Genomic DNA, 19,711 nt, shown 5'->3' with positions numbered 1-19,711 from the left:
CAACCATGTCAGCTTCCAACACAAATCTTGAAAAACAAGCAAAACGCCATCGCGGTCCGCTTATTGGTATCGCGTTTGCACTGGCGTGGGCCGCAGTCCTATTTGCTGGCTTCATGATCTGGACCGCTTATCAGGCAGACAATCCCACCGCACAAAGTCCGGCGGCTTACATTACAGAATAAAAGAAGAGCGCGCTTTCCTAAGCGCGCTTTTTTTGGTTAAAATACCCAAAAGAGAATGCCGGTCGAGACCGCAACGGCAGCGAGCAGCGTCGCAATGATAAGCATGCCCAAGCATGATGCATCAGCCACGTTATTTTCCACGATCCACCTTTGCACCTGAAACGTACGCTTGATGGTCAGCGCAAACATCGAAATGGATGCGATGACAAAGAGCATAGCGCCCGCCGTCACGGCGAGTGGACTTTGATCCTGCCTAAACGCCGCCTTTGTCATGAGTGCTATGGCTAAAAAGACGAGGCCAGTCTGTATCAGCTCGAAGAACGCACGCTCATGCGCGATGAGCCTGCGCCTGTCGACCAATTCTACGCTTGGTGAGGTGGATGATTTGGAATGACCTGACATCAAAAAAAAGGCGCTCCGGGATACCGGAGCGCCGTTCAAATATGACTATACGGTCGCTGTTGAGCCGCGTGGCCCTGCGACAAGCCAGATGATGAAGCCAATCACCGGCAGCACCAAAACAAGAAGCGTCCAAAGTACTTTGCTTCCTGTTGACGCGCCCGACCCAAAGATCGAGATGATTGCCCAGATGTTGAGGGCCAAGATAATTAGACCGCCTAAACCAGCATATTCCATTTTGCCTTCCTTCAATTGTTTCGGTGTCTTCACCGACACAACGGCCCTGACTCAAATTGGTTCCATTATTATTTCTGGGGCAGCTCGTGTCGGACTTGTCCAAATGACAACAAGGCAAAGATAACAGTACCCCCAAGGATGTTTCCGGCCAGTACAGGCAAAAAGAAATTCCACATCGCTGTGTGCAGGGGCAGGGTGTCTTGGACCATCAGGAATGCCATCTCGACGCTGCCGGCCACGATATGTGTGAAATCACCTGCTGCGATCAACCATGTGAAAATCATGATTAAAAACAGCTCGAACCCTTCAGACTTGGGCAACATCCAGACAATGGCGGCAATGATAACGCCAGCAGGAATTGCGCGCTGAAACGCCTCGCTTGCGGCAAATCCGGTTGCATGCTCGGATAATTCAGTAATCGCTGGCAAAAGTTCAGATGGGATAAATGACCCATATGCAAATGCTGCGGCCGCAATGAACGCGCCAACGACATTCGCGAAAAGCACGATAAACCATAGCGTCCCGACTTGCTGAAACATGGAAGGCGAGGGATCACGCATCACGGGCAACACTGTCGTGATCGTGTTTTCAGTGAACAACTGCATGCTACCGAGGATTACGACGATAAACCCAAGACTGTAACCGAGGTTTTCCAACAAGTAGCGCCATGGTGTATCCGGCAGATATGTCCGAAAGATCGCTTCACCCAAGACAGACAGCGAAATCATCATCCCTGCGGCGATGCCGGACCAGAACAAAGATGCTGTTGGGCGCTCTAGCTCTTCCAGCCCTTCACGACGAATAACCTCGAAAATATGCTTGGAAGACAGATTCTCGATTTCTTCTACAATAGTATCATGTGCAGGGTCGTTTGGCATGGTTGAGGTCCTTTGGTTATTCAAACCATAACGATGACGGAACGCTTTTGGTTCCATAAACGTTTCATAGATTGGGCACGCTTTTGCGTCGTAGGGGGTCATAAATGGGAAAACGGGCATATCTGTTCAAGTTGCTGCAGGATATCCGGGCGAGCTATTGGTTTTTGCCGTCTCTTTTGGTGCTGGTGGGGTTACTGCTTGCCAGCGGCATGATTTGGGTTGACCGCAATCCTTCGGTTGTCCCTTTTGATGTGCCACACGGCTGGCTGGACACCCAAGCAGACGGCGCAAGATCAATGCTGGCCGTCATTGCCCAGTCTATCATCGGCGTCACAGGTGTGATGTTTTCGATGACGCTTGTGGCCGTGTCCTTTGCATCGGGCAACTTTGGGCCGCGATTGATCGGCAACTTCATGCGCGACCGTGGCAACCAATGGAGCCTTGGCATCCTGATCGCAACCTTTGTCTATGCGTTGGTCGTTTTGCGGACCGTGCAGGATGGTTTCGAAGGGGGGGCGGCGCAATTTGTGCCGCATTATTCCTTATTGCTGGCGGTCGGACTCACTTTGCTTTGCGTTTTTACGCTGATTTATTTCGTTCACCACGTGCCCGAGACGATCAATGTTTCGCAAATTTCGGCCAGCATCGGTGCCGCGCTAGAACGCCATGTCCGCGGTTTGATTGACGACCAAGATGACAAGAGCCGATATGTCACCCCGCCCGACCGTGCGCCTGATATCACGCTGACGGCAGGTGCATCTGGCTACATACAAACTGTCAACTTTTCACAGCTCGAAAAACTGGCAGATGACTATGATTTACGTGTGAACCTTGCGGCCTCAATCGGCGCATTCGTCACCGAACAGACCCCGGTTTTTGAGATTTGGATCGGGACGCAAGAGAATGAGGATGACGCCATTGATATCCTTGAATGCTATGCCATCGGTGCAAGTCGGACAGAAAACCAAAATCCGACATTCTTAGCCGAACAGCTGGTCGAAATGATCGCGCGCGCCTTGTCGCCGGGTGTAAATGATCCCTACACCGCCAAAGATTGTTTGAACCGACTTGCCGCAGCTTTGACGGTGGCCAGCACGTATAACGGGGGCATCAAAGACCGGTCTTTGCCGCGCATCACATTCAAAGCACTGACATTTTCCCGGCTTTTTGCCGCAAGCTTTCCGTTGTGCCGTCAGTATATCAAGCCAGACACGCTGGTGCTGGAACATGCCGTGACGCTGCTGAACGATTTGACAAATGTTGTGCGCGACGAAGATCGTCAAGTGATCGAGGATGAGATTACGATGCTCAATTCTGAGAGCTAGGGAACCAAGCGAGGCTGTCTCACGTTTAAATTTCAATTATTGATAAGGAGCTTCACACATGGGCTATCAATCAGGCGACAAAGTGGAATGGGATTGGGGCAACGGCACGGCGACAGGTGCAGTCGACCAAACGCACCAATCCTCGATCACCCGCACAATCAAAGGGTCCGAAGTGACCCGCAACGGATCAAGCGATGATCCAGCACTTGAGATCAAACAAGATGACGGCACGACCGTGCTTAAACTGTCATCTGAGGTCCGCAAAGCGTGAGTGCCGATACGCTTGTCTACTACCCCGATACGCAGCCGGGCTATGGCCGAAGACGCTGCGGTCGGGGGTTTACCTATTTCGATGTAGACGGCGCCACCTTGCGCGATGCGGTGATGCGTGGACGCCTAAAGGCACTGGCCGTACCCCCTGCGTACACCGACGTGTGGTACTGTCCCGATCCGCTTGGCCATTTGCAAGCCACAGGTCGCGACGCAAAGGGGCGCAAGCAATACATATATCACCCATCGTGGACGGACGCCCAGGCAGAAGCAAAGTTCAACGGGCTTGCCGCGTTCGCCGCTTGCCTGCCGCGTCTGCGCCGCCGTTTGCAGCGTGACCTAGCGACCGAACCGGGCACGCGTGACTATGCGCTGGCCGCAGCCGTGACATTGATCGATCGCACAGCCATTCGTCTTGGTAGCCCACAATATGCCGCGGAAAACGGCAGCTATGGCGCGCTGACTTTGCGCGAAAAGCACATCGATGTCGCCGGCAGCGAAATCAAACTGCGGTATGATGCCAAAGGTGGTCAAAAGGTGAGCCACAAGATGAAAGACGCCAAACTGGCAAGCATTCTGGACGATCTGACCGACCTGCCTGGCCGGACCGTGTTGACTTGGATCGATAGTGCAGGTGCGCCGCAAACGCTGACGTCCGGTGCCTTAAATACCTACATTGCGGACGCGGCGGGCATTGAGGGCGCGACAGCAAAATCCTTTCGCACTTGGATCGGAAGCTGCGCCGCATTTGAGGTCGCGTGCGAGGGGCCGGCAACGATTACGCAGATGGCCACCGCCGCCGCCGATGTCTTGCACAATACCCCCACAATTGCGCGCAACAGCTATATCCACCCGGCAATCATCGATTTGGCTGATCAACCAGTGCCCGATTTCGCCACAGTCAAAACCGACGGATTGCGCGTGGCTGAACAGCGGTTGCTGGGGTTTTTGCAAAACTAATGAACCTTTCAGGGTTCAGGGCGTTGTGATCTGACGCTTTGAAAGGACAAACCGTGGCCGATAAACGTGACCTAACCGCCGGACCAACATGGCAAAAACTACTGCAACTGGCCGGACCGATGGTTTTCGGCATCATTGCTGTCATCTCAGTGTCGCTGATCGATACCTATTATGTTGGACAGTTGGGCACGCAGGAACTGACCGCGCTTTCGTTTACGTTTCCCGTGACACTGACGGTTTCAAGCCTGGCAATTGGTCTTGGTGCGGGTGCGTCGTCGGTTGTGTCGCGTGCTGTCGGGGCAGACGCGCGCGATGATGCCAAACGTCTGGCAACAGATAGTCTGGTACTTGCGCTTATCTTGGTCATTGCGGTGGCGACTGCTGGATTTTTCATGATTGATCCGCTGTTCACGCTGTTAGGGGCAACTGGCGAAACGCTGGACCTGATCGGTCGCTACATGCGCATCTGGTTTCTTGCGATCCCGCTGTTGGTGGTGCCGATTGTCGCAAATTCTATCGTGCGTGCGGTCGGCGATACGTTCTGGCCCAGTGTCGTGATGGTCAGTTCCGCCCTAACGAATATCGCGATTACGCCTGTGTTTATCTTCGGGCTTGGGCCTATTCCTGCGTTTGGCATTGAAGGTGCCGCGATAGGCACTTTGATCGCATGGCTTGTGACTGTCTTTGGTGCATTTGCCCTGGTGGCACTACGCGAAAAAATGCTGGATCTTACGCTGCCGGAAATGTCCGTTTTGGCGAAATCTTGGAAACGCGTACTTGCAGTCGGTCTTCCTGCGTCACTGGGCAATGCCGTCAATCCCATCGGGATCGCGGTTGTCACGGCCCTGATAGCGGCGTTTGGCGAAGTGGTTGTTGCGGGCTTTGGCGTCGCCACGCGGATTGAATCACTGGCTGTGATCCCCATGCTTGCCTTGTCGTCTGCCATTGGCCCTTTTGCGGGTCAGAATTGGGGGGCTGGAAAATGCGATCGTGTCGCAGAGGCTTTGCGCTTTAGCTATGCGGTCTGTGCCGCTTGGGCAGCGGTGCTGGGGCTGTTTTTTTGGTTTGCAGCCGAACCGATTGTCGGCATTTTCTCGCAGGACGAAGACGTGATCAGTGCCGCGACAACTTATCTGACCATTGTCCCGTTCAGCATCTGGGGATACGGCGTCGTGATCATCAGCGCGGGCGCATTCAATGCATTGGGCCGGTCGCACTATGGCTTGGGTCTTTATCTGGTGCGCACAGCCGTCCTCTACGTGCCGCTGTCGTTTATCGCTGCTCAGTTCGCAACGTCGGACGCCGTTTTCTATGCAATCGCCGTGGCAAACGCGGTGGCAGGCATCGCGGTGGGCAGTTTCGCGCTGTACTGGCTATCACACCACACAGCACCAGAGCCCGCCGCTGCCTGAACCGATGGAACCATTTGGTCCGTTGTTTGTTTGTCCTGCAACAATCAGGAGAAAAGCAATGGCGACCGAGATCAAGAACATTTGGTATAATCCGGCAAGCAGCGCATTTGAGGGCCGCATCGACATCAGACGCAACGGCAAGTCATTTCGCTATCCATGCGCAGTGCAGGGACCCATGGATATGTCGCCCGCAGAGGTGCGCGCGCGTATGGAAGTGCAAGCGAAACGGATGTCCGACAGCGATCCGGCCATTTTTTCCTACGTTTAATCACCACCACACAACGACAGGACAATGACCATGGAGACGATCATCTCTTGGGGTGAAACCCTCATGACGACTGAAATTTACGGCGGCAAGTCCTTTGCCGATTATCTGACGCTTGATGCTTTGATTGCCTTGGTTGGTAACACGCTCGCGGCGGTTTTCATTATTATCGTGGGCTTTGTGATTGCAGGTTTTGTAAGCCGGCGGATTCACGGCATCGGTGAAAACCATGTTAGTCTTGATAACACATTGTTTGGGTTTCTAGGCAACATCGCCCGCTATGTTGTACTGGCTTTTACCGGTCTTTTTGTTCTAAACACCTTTGGTGTTGAAACAACGTCGGTGATTGCCGTCATTGGTGCTGCCGGTCTGGCCGTCGGTCTGGCATTGCAAGGGACGCTGTCAAATCTTGCTGCTGGGATCATGATCGTCCTCTTTCGCCCCCTCAAGCTTGGTGATTTTGTTGAGATCAATGACACCGTCGGCACCGTCAAAGATATCACGTTGAACTATACGGAGCTTGCGAACCTTACGAATGTCAAGGTCATTGTTCCCAACTCCGAAGTGTGGGGAAACACCATCAAGAACTATTCCGAATACCCCAAACGCCGCGCCCAGTGGACGTTTGGCGTTGGCTACGGCGTGAACCTGAGCGATGCTGAGAAAGTCATCCGTGATGCCATTATGGCAGACGCACGGTCCTACAGCGATCCCGAACCGTTTATTCAGGTCAACAACCTGAACAGCAGCAGCGTCGACTTTCTGGTGCGCGTCTGGTGCGATAGCGATGTCTATTTTCAGTATCAGGCTGACATGAAGCGCAAGGTGAAAGAGGCGCTAGACGAAGCCGACATCAACATTCCGTTCCCGACACGTACTTTAGTGCACGAAAACCCAATGCTGGAGGTCGTCCAAAATGATGACGCCGACAACCAGCGCTTTGCGGCGGAATAGTTCCCGCTGCCTTAACCCCAACAGGAGGACCATCCCCATGGCCACACCAGAACGCCCACAATACCCCGAACTTGACGGTTCAGAACAGCACCATGATTTGAAAAGCGACCCTGGCAAAAAAGGTGATCCGGATCATACCAAAGACACTGATCTGAACGACGACGGCGCTAAAAAACCTGATGCCGACTAGCGTATGACACAGAGTGCATATGACAGCATCGTCATCGGCGGCGGTTCCGCTGGCATGGCGTTTGCTACCAATGCCGCCAAGTTCGGCGCGCGCATCCTCGTGATCGAGCGCGCCGAACTTGGCGGCACGTGTGTTAATCGTGGTTGTGTGCCCAAGAAAATTCTTTGGTCCGCGGGCCAGATCGCGCGCACGACACGGGCCGCAGCGGCACAAAATATCGCGACCAAAACAGCGATCGACTATCAAACGCTGATCACGAAACGCGATGCCCATATTGCAGACATTCGCGACATTTACGCGGGTAACCTTGGCGATGCGGGCGTGGCGCTTGTGCGCGGTCAGGCTGTCATAATCGACGCGCGCACTGTGGACGTTGGCGATACGACATATACAGCCAATCAAATCATCCTTGCCTGTGGCGGACGCCCAGCCGAGATGGATATTCCTGGCGCAGCCTTGCTTAGTAACAGTAACGACGTGCTTGGTTGGACTACGCGACCGGATAGGATCACCATTATCGGCGGCGGCTATATCGGCTGCGAATTTGCCGCGATCTTCCATGCGCTGGGGTCCGATGTGACGTTGATCCATAACGGGCCACACCTGCTGGATACCTTTCCCGAAGATCTGGCGCTGCATGTGCAAAAGGGGCTTGCGGCATCAGGCATCCGCATACGAACAGATGACGGCGTAACGGCAGTAAAGCGGACTCGTGCATCGCTGGGATATACCTGTGCGTCAGGCTTGACCGATACAGCGGACGCCGTTGTCGCAGCCGCGGGTCGGACGCCCAACATTGACTGGCTGGGCCAATTTGCGGAGACGCTTGTTGTCGCTGACAGTGGAGCGCTTGCGATCTCTGATCGGTTCGAGACCAGCCAGCCCGGCGTTTATGCTATTGGCGATATGGCTGATCGGCTACCGCTGACGCCCGTGGCCACGGCTGATGGGACAGCGCTTGCGCACATGCTGTACGGCAATGGCGCCGAAGCGGTCGATCTTGATCTGGTGGCGACCACGACATTTGTATACCCGCCTGCCGCGTTCGTTGGTGAGACCAGTAAAGAAACACTCCGCAGTGGCGATCTAACACCGTTAGCGCAAAACGTGCTGTCGGACGTAGATCACAACGAGGCTTTTTATCAGATCAATGCTGAGCATGACATTCTCAGAGGGGCCGCGATCGCAGCCCACGGTGCAGAGGACATCATCGCGATGGCGGCGGCCCTGATTGCCGCCAAAGCGCCTGTGACGTCGTTGACCAAAGCGACACCTGTGCATCCATCATTCGCGGAAGAATTTTTCGCTGAACAACCAATGCAGCGCCGGTGAGCCGTGCCTAGTTGGATGATTGATAAAGCGGGATCGTGGAAATAGCCATTTTTGCGCTGCCGTCCTGTACCTCGCGCGCGTGGGCCACGTAGATCAGAGTGCTGTTTGCTTCATCAAAGATGCGTTTGACGGACAGTGACTTCCAGATGATCGAGCGACGTTCGGAAAAGATGCTTTCGCCTTCGTCACTGCGATCAATATCACCGATGACAATAGGCCCTGTCTGACGGCAAGAAATGGCAGAGTTTGATGGATCCTCAAACCAGTTCCCCTTCTTTAGTCGGTCGATCAGTCCACGCTCAAAATACGATACGTGACAGGTGACACCTTCCACATCAGGATCTGAGAACGCCTCGATCACGATGTCATTTCCCAACCAATCAACATCGACATTCCCGACCTCTTCGGCAGGCGCTGTTGTCGCGAGTAAAGTGGCGCAAAATATTGCAATGAGGCGGTGTGTGATTGTCATGACAGTCATCCTTGTGAAATACGAAAAGCGGCCAACAAAGGACCGCATTGGAGTGGGGCAAGGCAAGCTGCCTCGCCCCATGAAGTGAGATTAGCCTTCGTATTCTGGCTGCTGTTCCAACGCCTCTTGGGATGCATCGATATAGACACGCACGTCGTCACCGTCATCCATGCGCATGATCGTCAGCTCGTCCAAGGATACGGCAACTTCACGTTCACCCAGCCCCAGAAAACCACCTACGTCGATCACGGCACGATCAAGTGTGCCATTATCGGTGACCAAAAGTTGTCCGATCTCGCCGACTTCTTCATCATTTGCACCAAAGACTGGTGCACCTGTAAGATCTTCTGTCGTCAAGTCTTCGGGCGTGATGCGGGCAAAGCCGTCCATTACAATGTCTGGACCAGTCCACGCACCCATTTCCTCACCGTCGCCCATCGTGTTGGTCAACTGGTTGTATTCGTAAGCTGGCGCATCCTGCACGCCGACTGCCGTTGCTTCGATCACCAAGAAAAAGTCGCCTGTTTCACCTTCCTCTTCGACGAAACGCAGTTCGGACATGTTGATGGCGACATCTTTTTCACCGATCCCCAGGAAACCACCGACGCCGACGATCACGGATTGTACTTCACCGTCACGGGTCAGCAAAATCTCGTTGATTTCACCGATGTCGTCCCATTCGGTTTCGCCATTCGCAACGACCATCATGTCATTTTCGATGCTGGCCTCTGATGCATAGACACGCATGCCGACCATTTCGGTGGCGTTGATGTTCATTGCTTCGTCAAACTGCATGTCCGAAAATACGGCCGTATGTCCGTCCGCATATGCGGCTGTTGAAAGTGCCAGTACGGCGGCTGTTGTGCTCAGAAAGTTCTTCATTGTTTCCTCCTGTTTGAGTGATGGTTGGACACGCCAACCTTGATGCTGGATCAACACCAAGCTGTGCGGATCGTTCCGCCAGTTTTTCCTGAATGCCCCGACGGAAAGTCCAAAGGGAACAGATCGACCCCGTAAACGTTGGGATGCCACAAAGCACAAAGAGGGGAAGAAATCGTGGATGCTATTGATTTCGACAGAACATGGCGCAGCCAACTACAGCCCGATCTGGTTCGGTATCTGAGCTATGCCGCGATTGTCGGATGCATCACCTTTGCGCTTTTAATCCTGATTGCGGATTTTGTTGTGCCTGATCATGACTGGCTGGCCGACACAATCAGTGATCTTGGCGCCGGGCGATATGAATTCATCGTAGATATCGGCATTTACGCCTTTGCAGGGTCTTTGTTGGCGACTGCGTTATGCGCCGCACATATCCATCTGGGTGGTCCACGCTGGAGCATTGGCCTAATCGGAGTAGGACTTATGGCGTTGGTCGTTTTCCTGATCGGTGCGCGCAACGAATATGGCGACAATGATGACGAAGGGGTCGTGATACACGTCTACCTTGTTTACGCGCTGGGGTTCATCATGACCCTTGCCCCTTGGCTGATGTCGGGTGGCGCATATCGGGTCGGGCGCATGTACGGTCACAGCCTAGTTGCAGTGTCGATCATCTGGACGATATCAGCGCCATTCTTCTTTTTCTTACCGACAGGGATAGACGGGATTTATGAACGCTATCTTGGTTTGATCGCTTTTGCCTTCGTGGGCGTGTTGGCCCGGATGTATATTTCGTTAGCCCGAAAAATCGCGTGAACCAAATCACTTGGTAAACGTTGAGGTTTGTAACATGTCACAAAGTGGAGAGTTCTGTTGGAGCCAGTCGGCATTTTAATGGATCAATTGCGCGAAATTGGTCGATCAGCGATTGAACTGACACCTCAGATTATGGTGGCGCTTGTTGTCCTCACTTTGACAGCGCTTGTCAGTAAAATTATTAAATCCGGTATTTCCAACCTCATGGCGCGGACGAAGCTCCGGCAAAGTCTAAGGGAACTGGCAACGCTTCTGGCATCGATTATGACTTGGGTTCTGGGGCTGATGATCGCGGCCGTTATTGTTTTTCCCGGGCTGACCCCAGCGAGCATTCTTGCGGGCCTGGGTCTTGGTTCTGTTGCCATCGGATTTGCATTCAAAGATGTGTTTGAAAATTTCCTTGCAGGCATAATTATCCTGTTCCGCCGCGAAATGCGCATTGGCGACCACATTGAATGTCTGGGTATCGAAGGTGAAGTGACGCATATCGCCATTCGCGAAAGCCATATTTCGCGCACTGATGGCCAGCTTGTCATTGTTCCAAATTCAATGCTGTTCAAGAATCCCGTTATTATCCGCACCGACAAACCGAAACGCCGTGTGACCATTATTTGCGGCGTGGCGTATGACGTCGATGTAGATGAAGCTCGCAGTGTTATCACTGGCGCCGTTGAGAAGTGCGAAACTGTAAAAAAAGACGATAAACCAATCCAGGTATTCGCGCAGGAATTTGCTTCTTCGTCGATCAATTTTGAGGTTACCTGGTGGACCGGATCAAAGCCCGTCGAGGTCCGCACATCGCGCGACGAAGTTGTCGCCAATGTAAAGCGCGCGCTTGATGATGCTGGTATAGAAATCCCGTTCCCTTACCGCACGCTGACATTCAAACAACCTTTGCCAATCGCACCGCAGGGAACTGAGGGAACAGATTAGGGCTGCGCGCCGCACCCTGCATGACGATGCAGAAAACGACGCTTTTATCGCGGGTCAGGCGACAATAGGTTGCGCGCCGACAAAGTCCCACGCTTGGGTAATTTCATCCGTGTCAAAGGCGCGTGCTTCGACGGGAATGACCTTATCCATCAGGCCAATCATTTTGGCCGCGCGGTCCGGTGCACCGACAACAGCGTAGCGTGCGACATGCTGCAACGATCTGAAACGCGACTTGATGACGTCACCGTCCAGCATGCTATCCCAATCGCTGCCTGTGAATTTTGTCATTTCCAGCAGCATATTGACTTTGGGGTGTTCATCAAAAACATTATTCATAAATTTAGCCAGCGCCTCTGACGCATCGTCATCGATGTGACCATGGATTTGGAATGCAAAAACAGTCTCGTTGTCTGTGGGAATCTGTTGGATTGGACCGTGGTTGAAATGTGTCATAGCGACCTCGCGTGTTAGAATTGCGTGAGTAGAAGAAACACGCCAACACGCCGTTGGTTCCGCAATCTCGGATGCATCCAATAGACTGTCACGGCCTTAGCCAATGAAGTCCTCACCGTGAGGCGAGCAAATCGTTTGCATCTTCTTCCAACTGATCATCGTCGGTTTGCGGCGGTAGAAGATCGTTTTTCAGATCAGCCTCGGCATGCGTCTGATCGGGCTCTACCGGCGGTTGGTCAGGCTTTGGCAGTGCTGCGACAGAAGCGGCGCTGCTGTCGATGTGTTCGACTTGTGTTTGTACTTGCACGCCATCGGGGAAAATGACTTCGCGAGCTTCATCTGGCATCGATATGCCTGCTTCGGTCAAATCGGATTTCACCATGCGCAGTAGGGCCGATTTTAGTTTGATTGCCGAAATCTCTAGCCCGTCAAACCAGTAATAGGTTTTGATATTGATCGTAGATGCGCCAAGCTCATCGACCAGAACCATCGGCGCGGGGTCGGCTAAGACGGCACCATGTGCCTGAAGGCCATTCATGATAACTTCCTGTGCTTGAGCGACCACCGCATCATACCCGATACCAACCACAAATTCGCCGCGTCGTTCAGGCGATGACGTGAAATTCTCAATCACGCTTTTGAAAATAATGGCGTTCGGAACGTGAATCAAATTGCCTTCCACTGATCTGATAATGGTGCTGCGCGTGTTCATGCTGCGCACCGTGCCAGAGATGCCCGCGACTTCAACATAATCGTCGCGGCGAAACGGGCGGCGCACGCTTAAGATCAGGCTGGACAGAAAGTTCTCTGCGATATCGCGGAATGCAAAGCCAAGAACGATGCCCAACACACCCGCACCACCGACAAGGGAAATCGCCAGCTGCGTCAGGCCAGCGACCTGCAAGACAATATAGATCCCCAAGAGCAAGACAGGGAATGCAACCGCGCGCGCAACCACCGTGCGCAGAAATGGCGACTGAATACGGGTGGCGAGCGCTGTTTTTGCAAACCGAGACACCAGTCGGGCGACAAACCACGCCAGAGGTAGGACAAGCAGGGCAAGCACGACCAAAGGCATGACAGTGACGGCTTGCCGTACAAGTCGCTGTATTTCGGCAATGGCTGGATCAAACGACCAAACGACGGTTTCGTCGACCGTCATGCGATTAACCACCGCGACAACGCCGGTTGTCTTGGCTGCCAACTGCCGTACCCATTCCTTGCGGGCCTCCGTATCAGCAACCCCATCAAGAAAAACGACACCTTCCTGAACCAGAACTGTGACGTCCTCATACCACCCCGTGGCATCAACGATGGCAGCAATCCGGTTCTGAATGTCGGTATCAGAACTGACCGGATCGACTTCAACCGGAGCTTGCGGTGTGAGAACGTCCGAAGTGTCTAAATCCTGCGTGCTCGTCTGCGCCTGTGCAGGTGAAGCAAGGAAAATCGCGATACATGCAGAAAGAACGAGCAAAAACAGATGTCTAGTGGAAAGGGCCAAGGAGCTATGCCTCACTGTCAGATGGGGGGCAGAAACATAATGGGCCGCACAATGCGGCCCATCGGGAAGTAATGATTACTTTCAAGCTTAGAGATCGGCCTGTACGTCACGACTCTCTTCGCTGATCGCAGCGCCTGCGTTCGAAATGTCTTCGCCGGCACCTTGAACAGTTTCACAGGCCGCAAGTGTCATTGCAGCCACGGTCGCGATAATAAGTGTTGTAATACGCATAACTCAGTTCCTTGTGTTAGTTGCTTGGCGATGGTCGCCCGATAGAAAGCAAACGTGCAAAAGCCTCTTTGGTTCCGGCATCCGCTCAATATCTCGGAACGAAATCTGGTATGATTGGTTATAGGGATAGGCCCGACGCGAAAGCCAAGAACCAGTTTTCCCTAGTGCGCGCGACCGCTTCGATACACAGTCGCAATTAAGACACCGCGTCACGTAACCCAGAGGAGCAGTCATGAACGAGATATTCAACGCATTGGATATTGGTATGACGGAAGCAGACTGGTTGATGCGGCTCATCTTTGCGCTGGTGGCGGGCGGCATCCTTGGGCTCGACCGCGAAGTTAGGCACCGACGGGTTGGCGTGCGTACTTATATGATGGTGTCGCTCGGCTCTGCTATTTTTACGATTACTGCGATTGAAATGTCGCGTAGCATGGGAACCGCAGAACTGGCAGCCGACCCAACGCGGGTTATTCAAGGCCTTATCGGCGGACTTGGTTTCTTAGGTGCAGGCGCGATCATACAGGGCGACAAAAATGTCGGCGGCATGGCGACGGCGGCAAGCCTTTGGGTCGCTGGCGCCCTTGGCCTCGCGTCCGGTGTTGGTTTGGGACTTTTTTCAGTCATTTGTGCGATACTTGCGGCAAGCTTGCTAGCGGCAAGTAGGTTTATGGAGCACCGTGGCGCAGACGACCGACCGGATGCTGACTGACTACTGAACCGGTACAACTTAACCCCGGAGCGGGGCAGGTTGGTACATCCCTTTCTGTCGGGCCATCATGTAGGGTTCGTTCGACCGTCACCTCCGTAGTCTTTCCATCAAAACCACCGGATAACCTTCGATGACGCGCGGTCATGCATCGCGCTGGTGGAACCATGCGGGCCGCAATGGGTTGGATCCGCAACGTCCCATAGAAGGTGCCTCACATGACACAAATATCGACAACAAACCCCGCAACCGAAGAAACAATCGCAACCTATGATGTCATGACGTCGGACGTTGCTTTCGACAAAATTGAAAAATGTCATGGGGCGTTTCTTGAATGGCGTACCAAAAGCCATGCAAAGCGTGCGCCATATCTGCGCAAGATTGCCGCGGCGCTGCGCGATAATGCGGATTCCTTCGCTACCTTGATGACCGAAGAAACCGGCAAACTGCTGCGTGATGGACAGACCGAGGTCGAACTTTGTGCACAGATATTTGAATACACAGCAGGACACGGTCCAGAAATTTTGGCCGATGAAGATCGCAAACATAGCGGTGGTGAAAAGCGTGGTATGATCACTTACGCGCCGATCGGTGTCATCTACAGCATTCAGCCGTGGAACTTTCCGGTCTACCAACCTGTGCGTGTGCTCGCGTCAAATCTGATGGCTGGCAATGGTGTGATCCTCAAGCATGCCTCAATCTGTACGGGCAGTGGCCTTATGCTGCGCGATATTTGCGTGCAAGCTGGACTGCCAGCAGGATTGTTCGACGTCGTGATTGTAGATCACGATACGTCCGACGCAATGATCGAAAACAAGCGCGTGCGCGGTGTCACCATGACCGGCAGTGATGGCGGCGGGCGGCATATTGGTCAGGTCGCCACGAAAAACTTGAAGAAGTCCGTTCTAGAGCTGGGATCTAATGACGCCTATCTGGTGCTTGAGGATGCAGACATTGAATTGGCCGTCAAAACCTGTGTCCAAGGCCGATTGTATAACAATGGTGAAACATGCGTGTCGGCCAAACGTTTCATCGTGACAGAAGCTGTCTATGACGCATTCACCAGCGCTTTTGTCGAACAGATGAAGGCCATTCGGATGGGCGACCCAAAAGATGACGACACCCAGCTTGGGCCGCTATCCAGCGCTGAACAGTTTGATACTATTTCCGAACAAGTCACAAAAAGCGTCGAAGGCGGCGCAGATGTACTGTGTGGTGGGTCCGCCCCGGATCGCACCGGACATTATTATCCAGCAACCGTGCTCGCAAACTGCCAACCGGGCACACCAGCTTATGACGATGAAATTTTCGGCCCGGTTGCCGCAATCATCAAGGCAAAAGACGACGCAGACGCCATGCGTATCGCAAACGATAGCCGGTACGGGCTAGGCGGTGGCATCTTTAGCAAGGACGAAGGCAAGGCGCTGCAGCTGGCGCGAGACCACTTTGATACCGGCATGGTCCGTATCAATTCGTTTGGTGCTGCTGATCCGAACATGCCGTTCGGCGGCGTGAAGGATTCCGGTTTTGGCCGCGAACACGGCGGCTTTGGCATGAAGGAATTCGTCAACACCAAAGCGATCTATCTGCCCTAAGAGGTCGGGTTTGTCGCTCTGAAAACAGTCTAAGTACATCTCAAATGAAAGGTGACCTGATGATCAAAGTGCATTGTCTTGCCTATTCAAGGGCCATCCGTTTGGTTTGGCTGTTGGAAGACTTGGATCAACCCTATGATTTGATCCCGTATGACCGGACAGACCAGTTCCGCGCGCCAGATGTGTTGCAAGACGTGCACCCTTTGGGCAAATCGCCGGTGATCGAAGATGGTGATTTGAAGTTGGCGGAATCCGCCACTTGCTTGCGGTATATCATCGATAAATACGATGATAAAACGCACCGCCCGGACCCGCAGACGGCGGAATTTATGCGCCATGAAGAGCTGCTCGACTATATAGAAAGCTCGTTTGCGGGGGCTTGCATGGGTGTTCTTTTGCCTGCCATGCAAGGCAACGATCCATCCGATGATGCACGCCAGTCGCTGCAAGTGCACCTTGATTATGTCACAAGCCATCTGCCCGAAACTGGATTGCTTTTTGGCGCGAAAGCACACCTGACGGATATCCAGTTTTCCTATCTTTTGGCGAACTTGGATGCCAACGGCTTTTTGGACAACGCGCCAAGGGTCAAAACGTACTGGGACGCCTTGCAAAAGCAGCCCGGCTATCTGGCCGCCACAAAAGTTGCAGGTCCAATGGCACCCAAGCCTTAGGCCACAGCAAACATTTGCCGACCCCAACATAAAGGAAATGACTATGAAAATCCTCATCGCCGGAGCCACCGGGAACACCGGAACACGTCTCATGAACGAACTCGTCTCACGGGGGCACGATACCGTTGCCTTGGTGCGCGAAAGCTCTGACACCAGTAAACTGCCAGTACAGGCTGAACAGCGGATGGGCGATCTAGCTGATCTGCAAGACGGGGTCTGCGACGGTTGCGATGTCGTTATTTTTGCAGCCGGATCTGGTGGTGATACGGACGCCGAAATGACGGACAAGATTGACCATGATGGGGCGATCGACTTAGTGGATCAAGCTGCAAAAGCAGGTGTGTCACGGTTTGTCATGCTGAGCAGTGTCGGTGCAGAAAACCCTGATCCCGACACGGATATGGGCCATTATCTGCAGGCTAAACATGATGCAGACGAACACCTGAAAGCCTCTGGCATGACCTATGCTATTCTTCGTCCTGTCGCCCTGACGGACGATGATGGCAACGGCGACATGGTTTTTGGCGACAAAGTCGACCCCGAAGCCAAAGCCGCGCGCGGTGATGTTGCAAAGGCCTTGGCCGATGCCGCCATCAGCGCCGAATGGACAGGAAAGACCTTGCTCATGCAATCGGTCTAACCACACATGTGTCATTCGCACGACTAAACGTCCGTAACGACCTGCAAAGCACCCCATCAACAAAGGACTTAGACCCATGAAAGCCGCTATTATCCGCGACTACGACACCGAAATCGAAATCGCTGACATTGATGCCCCTACACTGAGCGACGATTCCGTCCTCATCAACGTGCATGCCGCAAGCATCAATCCCATCGACTACATCCTGCAATCAGGCGCGATGAAAGATAACATTCCGTTGGAATTTCCCCATGTCATGGGCTTTGACGTCGCTGGCGAAGTCACCGAGATCGGCAAAGACGTGACTGGCTTTAACGTTGGCGATGCGGTCTATGCCCGTGCCAACCAGCAAGATGCAGGCGCCATCGCGCAAATCGCGCGGGTAAAAGCAAGTGAATTGGCGCTGAAACCCGGCAATATTAGTCACGCGGAAGCTGCATCGGTTCCGTTGGCGGGCCTCACGGCTTGGCAGGCGCTTATTGCCAAAGCGCAGATGAAAGAAGGCGATAAGGTTCTGATCCATGCTGGATCGGGCGGTGTCGGCACCTTGGCAATTCAGATCGCGAAACATTTCGGCGCACATGTCGCGACCACATGCAGCGCGCGCAACGTTGATCTTGTTCGTAAGCTTGGGGCAGATGTCGTGATTGATTACAAAAAGCAAACCTTTGAAGACGAATTGTCAGACTATGATATCGTGTTTGATATGATAGGGGGCGAAACGCTCAACCGGTCGTTCAAAGTTCTCAAAAAAGGCGGCACGCTGGTGTCGATCAAAGGGCAAGATACCGATAATCTTGCGCCGGACCACGACGTGCGGTTCGAGTGGTTCTTTATGGAGCCCGACGGTGCAATGTTGGCTGAGCTTGGCAAGTTGATCGAAGATGGTCATGTCAAAACCGTGATTGATAGCACCTACAAAATGGAGGATGTGGTCGCCGCGTATGAGTCCCTGAAAGACGGTCACGCAGTCGGGAAAATCGTCATCACGGTTCCACAGTAGTGTGCATTCCAACATAGATATTGAAAGGTCCGGCCTCTTAATGGCCGGGCTTTTCGCGGGGCAGGCTGTGCATCGAACATCACTAGCTGTTGTGAACGCAGCAGGCTGCACATGGGTATCTGCCTGGCACTCATAAACAAGCGAGATATCTTACCGAGCCAAACAATTGTTTAGCGCACACCATTGTTGATAACTAACACCTACATGGCAGACATCATATATTCCGTAATTTAACATAATGAAGATTATGCGAATTTTATCTGTGTAACCGCAAAGCGATAATGTCACCTCTGTGCAATTCAGGAATGTCACTCTCTTGTTCAAATGAACAACGGGAGATTGGACATGGGATGGGTGATGATGAGCGAACGCGAGCTGAACCGGATTGAAGTACTGAGCCAAGTGACACAAGGCCGGATGACGGCTGTGACAGCGGCCAAGGTGTTGGGATTGAGCCGACGACAAGTGCATCGGCTTTTGAAGGATTTCCAGACCGAAGGTCCGGCCGCGATCCGGCACAAAGCGCGTGGTCGCAGATCGAACAACCGGATCGATCCCGCGGTGCGTGAGTTTGCGGTGACGCTGGTCCGCGAGAACTACATCGACTTTGGGCCAACATTCGCCGCTGAGAAGCTTGCGGAAGATCATGGGCTGAAGGTCTCACGCGAGACGCTGCGCAAGTGGATGCAGGATGCTGGGATCTGGCTGTCGCGCAAGCAGCGTCGGACGTTCCACCAGCCACGCCTGCGCCGAGAATGTCTGGGCGAACTCATCCAGATCGACGGCTCAGATCATCGCTGGTTTGAAGATCGCGGGCCGCGATGCACCCTGCTCGTGTTCATTGATGATGCGACCAGTGCGTTGATGCAGCTGCGGTTTGTGACTTCTGAGAGCACGTTCAGCTATTTTGAAGCCCTTGATCTGTATCTGGCGGCGCATGGTCGACCGGTGGCGTTCTATTCCGACAAGCACAGCGTCTTTCGCGTGGCCAATCAATCCGCGAAGTCTGGGCATGGCATGACCCAATTTGGTCGGGCTTTGAACGCGCTAAACGTCGAGATTCTCTGTGCAAACAGCTCTCAGGCCAAAGGCCGTGTTGAACGGGCTAACCGGACCCTGCAGGATCGATTGGTCAAAGAGCTCAGGTTAGCTGATATCTCCGATATGGATGCTGCCAATGCACTCCTGCCCACCTTCACGGAACGCTATAACGCCAAGTTTGCAAAGACCCCTCGTCGTGCTGACAATCTACACCGTCCCATGAACATCGAACCTTGAACCGCGCCGGGTTTGCCGGAGGCTGATTTGTCTTAGTTACGCGGCCATGTCTGATCTTTCCAGAGCCGCGTAGAAGTTTGCCTCGGCTTCTGCAGGCGGGATATTCCCGATGGGTTC

At 53.5% G+C, this 19,711-nt stretch carries 24 protein-coding genes and 1 pseudogene; 17 read left to right on the top strand and 8 right to left on the bottom strand.

Annotated elements, in window-relative coordinates; genetic code table 11:
- Nucleotides 1-5 precede the first annotated feature (5 nt).
- A complete protein-coding gene (locus tag MWU60_RS19190) occupies nt 6-182 on the top strand; it encodes a hypothetical protein (RefSeq protein ID WP_247229050.1) in 177 nt (58 codons plus the stop codon).
- A 36-nt stretch (nt 183-218) separates the two neighbouring features.
- On the opposite strand, the gene MWU60_RS19185 is transcribed toward MWU60_RS19190, so the two are convergent.
- From MWU60_RS19185 to MWU60_RS19175, 3 genes are all read right to left on the bottom strand, one after another.
- Complete coding sequence (locus tag MWU60_RS19185) at nt 219-584, bottom strand: hypothetical protein (RefSeq protein WP_247229049.1); 366 nt, start codon at nt 582-584, stop codon at nt 219-221.
- Nucleotides 585-629: 45 nt separating this feature from the next.
- Nucleotides 630-818, bottom strand: coding sequence for a PLDc N-terminal domain-containing protein (locus MWU60_RS19180; protein WP_247229048.1), 189 nt, complete (start codon nt 816-818; stop codon nt 630-632).
- 68 nt (nt 819-886) lie between these two features.
- Nucleotides 887-1,696, bottom strand: a complete 810-nt coding sequence (locus MWU60_RS19175) for a formate/nitrite transporter family protein (protein WP_247229047.1) — start codon at nt 1,694-1,696, stop codon at nt 887-889.
- 104 nt (nt 1,697-1,800) lie between these two features.
- Between MWU60_RS19175 and MWU60_RS19170 the strand changes: the two genes are divergently transcribed.
- From MWU60_RS19170 to MWU60_RS19135, 8 genes are read left to right on the top strand one after another with little or no spacing between them, the layout of a single operon-like run.
- Nucleotides 1,801-3,021 carry a DUF2254 domain-containing protein gene (locus MWU60_RS19170; protein WP_247229046.1) on the top strand — a complete coding sequence of 407 codons (1,221 nt, stop codon included), beginning with the start codon at nt 1,801-1,803 and terminating at the stop codon, nt 3,019-3,021.
- A gap of 58 nt (nt 3,022-3,079) precedes the next feature.
- Nucleotides 3,080-3,292: a DUF2945 domain-containing protein gene (locus tag MWU60_RS19165; protein ID WP_247229045.1), complete on the top strand. Its 213-nt coding sequence runs from the start codon at nt 3,080-3,082 to the stop codon at nt 3,290-3,292.
- Complete coding sequence (locus tag MWU60_RS19160; RefSeq protein WP_247229044.1) at nt 3,289-4,251, top strand: DNA topoisomerase IB; 963 nt, start codon at nt 3,289-3,291, stop codon at nt 4,249-4,251. Before MWU60_RS19165 ends, MWU60_RS19160 begins: the two co-directional genes overlap by 4 nt.
- A 53-nt stretch (nt 4,252-4,304) precedes the next feature.
- Nucleotides 4,305-5,663 (top strand): MATE family efflux transporter, encoded by a 1,359-nt coding sequence (locus MWU60_RS19155; RefSeq protein ID WP_247229043.1) that lies wholly within the window; start codon nt 4,305-4,307, stop codon nt 5,661-5,663.
- Nucleotides 5,664-5,721: 58 nt separating this feature from the next.
- Nucleotides 5,722-5,931 (top strand): orotidine 5'-phosphate decarboxylase, encoded by a 210-nt coding sequence (locus MWU60_RS19150; protein ID WP_247229042.1) that lies wholly within the window; start codon nt 5,722-5,724, stop codon nt 5,929-5,931.
- 30 nt (nt 5,932-5,961) lie between these two features.
- The gene (locus MWU60_RS19145) at nt 5,962-6,882 is read left to right on the top strand and encodes a mechanosensitive ion channel family protein (RefSeq protein WP_247229041.1); all 921 of its coding nucleotides are present in this window, start codon (nt 5,962-5,964) and stop codon (nt 6,880-6,882) included.
- A gap of 37 nt (nt 6,883-6,919) precedes the next feature.
- The gene (locus MWU60_RS19140; protein ID WP_247229040.1) at nt 6,920-7,072 is read left to right on the top strand and encodes a hypothetical protein; all 153 of its coding nucleotides are present in this window, start codon (nt 6,920-6,922) and stop codon (nt 7,070-7,072) included.
- Nucleotides 7,073-7,075: 3 nt separating this feature from the next.
- The gene (locus MWU60_RS19135; RefSeq protein WP_247229039.1) at nt 7,076-8,404 is read left to right on the top strand and encodes an FAD-dependent oxidoreductase; all 1,329 of its coding nucleotides are present in this window, start codon (nt 7,076-7,078) and stop codon (nt 8,402-8,404) included.
- A gap of 7 nt (nt 8,405-8,411) precedes the next feature.
- Here the strand turns inward: MWU60_RS19135 and MWU60_RS19130 are convergent, their stop codons facing one another.
- A complete protein-coding gene (locus MWU60_RS19130; RefSeq protein WP_247229038.1) occupies nt 8,412-8,876 on the bottom strand; it encodes a CreA family protein in 465 nt (154 codons plus the stop codon).
- Between the two features lie 90 nt (nt 8,877-8,966).
- Nucleotides 8,967-9,758 carry a PRC-barrel domain-containing protein gene (locus tag MWU60_RS19125; protein ID WP_247229037.1) on the bottom strand — a complete coding sequence of 264 codons (792 nt, stop codon included), beginning with the start codon at nt 9,756-9,758 and terminating at the stop codon, nt 8,967-8,969.
- A 174-nt stretch (nt 9,759-9,932) separates the two neighbouring features.
- On the opposite strand from MWU60_RS19125, the gene MWU60_RS19120 reads away from it, so the two are divergent.
- Nucleotides 9,933-10,574, top strand: coding sequence for a DUF998 domain-containing protein (locus MWU60_RS19120; RefSeq protein ID WP_247229036.1), 642 nt, complete (start codon nt 9,933-9,935; stop codon nt 10,572-10,574).
- 57 nt (nt 10,575-10,631) lie between these two features.
- Entirely contained in the window at nt 10,632-11,507 is an 876-nt protein-coding gene (locus MWU60_RS19115; RefSeq protein WP_247229035.1) for a mechanosensitive ion channel family protein, read from the top strand.
- Nucleotides 11,508-11,561: 54 nt separating this feature from the next.
- On the opposite strand, the gene MWU60_RS19110 is transcribed toward MWU60_RS19115, so the two are convergent.
- From MWU60_RS19110 to MWU60_RS19100, 3 genes are all read right to left on the bottom strand, one after another.
- Nucleotides 11,562-11,960, bottom strand: coding sequence for an STAS/SEC14 domain-containing protein (locus MWU60_RS19110; protein ID WP_247229034.1), 399 nt, complete (start codon nt 11,958-11,960; stop codon nt 11,562-11,564).
- 112 nt (nt 11,961-12,072) lie between these two features.
- The gene (locus tag MWU60_RS19105; RefSeq protein WP_247229033.1) at nt 12,073-13,437 is read right to left on the bottom strand and encodes a mechanosensitive ion channel family protein; all 1,365 of its coding nucleotides are present in this window, start codon (nt 13,435-13,437) and stop codon (nt 12,073-12,075) included.
- Nucleotides 13,438-13,551: 114 nt separating this feature from the next.
- Nucleotides 13,552-13,695, bottom strand: coding sequence for an entericidin A/B family lipoprotein (locus MWU60_RS19100; protein ID WP_187432332.1), 144 nt, complete (start codon nt 13,693-13,695; stop codon nt 13,552-13,554).
- 232 nt (nt 13,696-13,927) lie between these two features.
- On the opposite strand from MWU60_RS19100, the gene MWU60_RS19095 reads away from it, so the two are divergent.
- The 6 genes and pseudogenes from MWU60_RS19095 to MWU60_RS19070 form a co-directional block, all read left to right on the top strand.
- On the top strand, nt 13,928-14,407 hold the full coding sequence (locus MWU60_RS19095) for an MgtC/SapB family protein (RefSeq protein ID WP_247229032.1): 480 nt from the start codon (nt 13,928-13,930) through the stop codon (nt 14,405-14,407).
- A gap of 215 nt (nt 14,408-14,622) precedes the next feature.
- Nucleotides 14,623-15,999 (top strand): NAD-dependent succinate-semialdehyde dehydrogenase, encoded by a 1,377-nt coding sequence (locus MWU60_RS19090; RefSeq protein ID WP_247229031.1) that lies wholly within the window; start codon nt 14,623-14,625, stop codon nt 15,997-15,999.
- A gap of 59 nt (nt 16,000-16,058) precedes the next feature.
- Nucleotides 16,059-16,673 carry a glutathione S-transferase gene (locus tag MWU60_RS19085; RefSeq protein ID WP_247229030.1) on the top strand — a complete coding sequence of 205 codons (615 nt, stop codon included), beginning with the start codon at nt 16,059-16,061 and terminating at the stop codon, nt 16,671-16,673.
- A 43-nt stretch (nt 16,674-16,716) separates the two neighbouring features.
- Complete coding sequence (locus MWU60_RS19080; protein ID WP_247229029.1) at nt 16,717-17,313, top strand: SDR family oxidoreductase; 597 nt, start codon at nt 16,717-16,719, stop codon at nt 17,311-17,313.
- 76 nt (nt 17,314-17,389) lie between these two features.
- A complete protein-coding gene (locus MWU60_RS19075) occupies nt 17,390-18,316 on the top strand; it encodes an NADP-dependent oxidoreductase (RefSeq protein ID WP_247229028.1) in 927 nt (308 codons plus the stop codon).
- 345 nt (nt 18,317-18,661) lie between these two features.
- Nucleotides 18,662-19,585: pseudogene (locus MWU60_RS19070) on the top strand (ISNCY family transposase); the annotation flags it as partial.
- Nucleotides 19,586-19,711 lie beyond the last annotated feature (126 nt).

The organism is Yoonia sp. F2084L (assembly GCF_023015625.1).
Lineage (GTDB): Bacteria > Pseudomonadota > Alphaproteobacteria > Rhodobacterales > Rhodobacteraceae > Yoonia.
Note: the sequence above shows the minus strand (reverse complement) of the source record. Positions and strands in the feature narration are given on the sequence as shown.

Coding starts and splice junctions, on each gene's coding strand:
- MWU60_RS19190 (WP_247229050.1), top strand. CDS start 6: ATGTCAGCTTCCAACACAAATCTTGAAAAACAAGCAAAACGCCATCGC.
- MWU60_RS19185 (WP_247229049.1), bottom strand. CDS start 584: ATGTCAGGTCATTCCAAATCATCCACCTCACCAAGCGTAGAATTGGTC.
- MWU60_RS19180 (WP_247229048.1), bottom strand. CDS start 818: ATGGAATATGCTGGTTTAGGCGGTCTAATTATCTTGGCCCTCAACATC.
- MWU60_RS19175 (WP_247229047.1), bottom strand. CDS start 1,696: ATGCCAAACGACCCTGCACATGATACTATTGTAGAAGAAATCGAGAAT.
- MWU60_RS19170 (WP_247229046.1), top strand. CDS start 1,801: ATGGGAAAACGGGCATATCTGTTCAAGTTGCTGCAGGATATCCGGGCG.
- MWU60_RS19165 (WP_247229045.1), top strand. CDS start 3,080: ATGGGCTATCAATCAGGCGACAAAGTGGAATGGGATTGGGGCAACGGC.
- MWU60_RS19150 (WP_247229042.1), top strand. CDS start 5,722: ATGGCGACCGAGATCAAGAACATTTGGTATAATCCGGCAAGCAGCGCA.
- MWU60_RS19145 (WP_247229041.1), top strand. CDS start 5,962: ATGGAGACGATCATCTCTTGGGGTGAAACCCTCATGACGACTGAAATT.
- MWU60_RS19140 (WP_247229040.1), top strand. CDS start 6,920: ATGGCCACACCAGAACGCCCACAATACCCCGAACTTGACGGTTCAGAA.
- MWU60_RS19135 (WP_247229039.1), top strand. CDS start 7,076: ATGACACAGAGTGCATATGACAGCATCGTCATCGGCGGCGGTTCCGCT.
- MWU60_RS19130 (WP_247229038.1), bottom strand. CDS start 8,876: ATGACAATCACACACCGCCTCATTGCAATATTTTGCGCCACTTTACTC.
- MWU60_RS19125 (WP_247229037.1), bottom strand. CDS start 9,758: ATGAAGAACTTTCTGAGCACAACAGCCGCCGTACTGGCACTTTCAACA.
- MWU60_RS19110 (WP_247229034.1), bottom strand. CDS start 11,960: ATGACACATTTCAACCACGGTCCAATCCAACAGATTCCCACAGACAAC.
- MWU60_RS19100 (WP_187432332.1), bottom strand. CDS start 13,695: ATGCGTATTACAACACTTATTATCGCGACCGTGGCTGCAATGACACTT.
- MWU60_RS19095 (WP_247229032.1), top strand. CDS start 13,928: ATGAACGAGATATTCAACGCATTGGATATTGGTATGACGGAAGCAGAC.
- MWU60_RS19090 (WP_247229031.1), top strand. CDS start 14,623: ATGACACAAATATCGACAACAAACCCCGCAACCGAAGAAACAATCGCA.
- MWU60_RS19085 (WP_247229030.1), top strand. CDS start 16,059: ATGATCAAAGTGCATTGTCTTGCCTATTCAAGGGCCATCCGTTTGGTT.
- MWU60_RS19080 (WP_247229029.1), top strand. CDS start 16,717: ATGAAAATCCTCATCGCCGGAGCCACCGGGAACACCGGAACACGTCTC.
- MWU60_RS19075 (WP_247229028.1), top strand. CDS start 17,390: ATGAAAGCCGCTATTATCCGCGACTACGACACCGAAATCGAAATCGCT.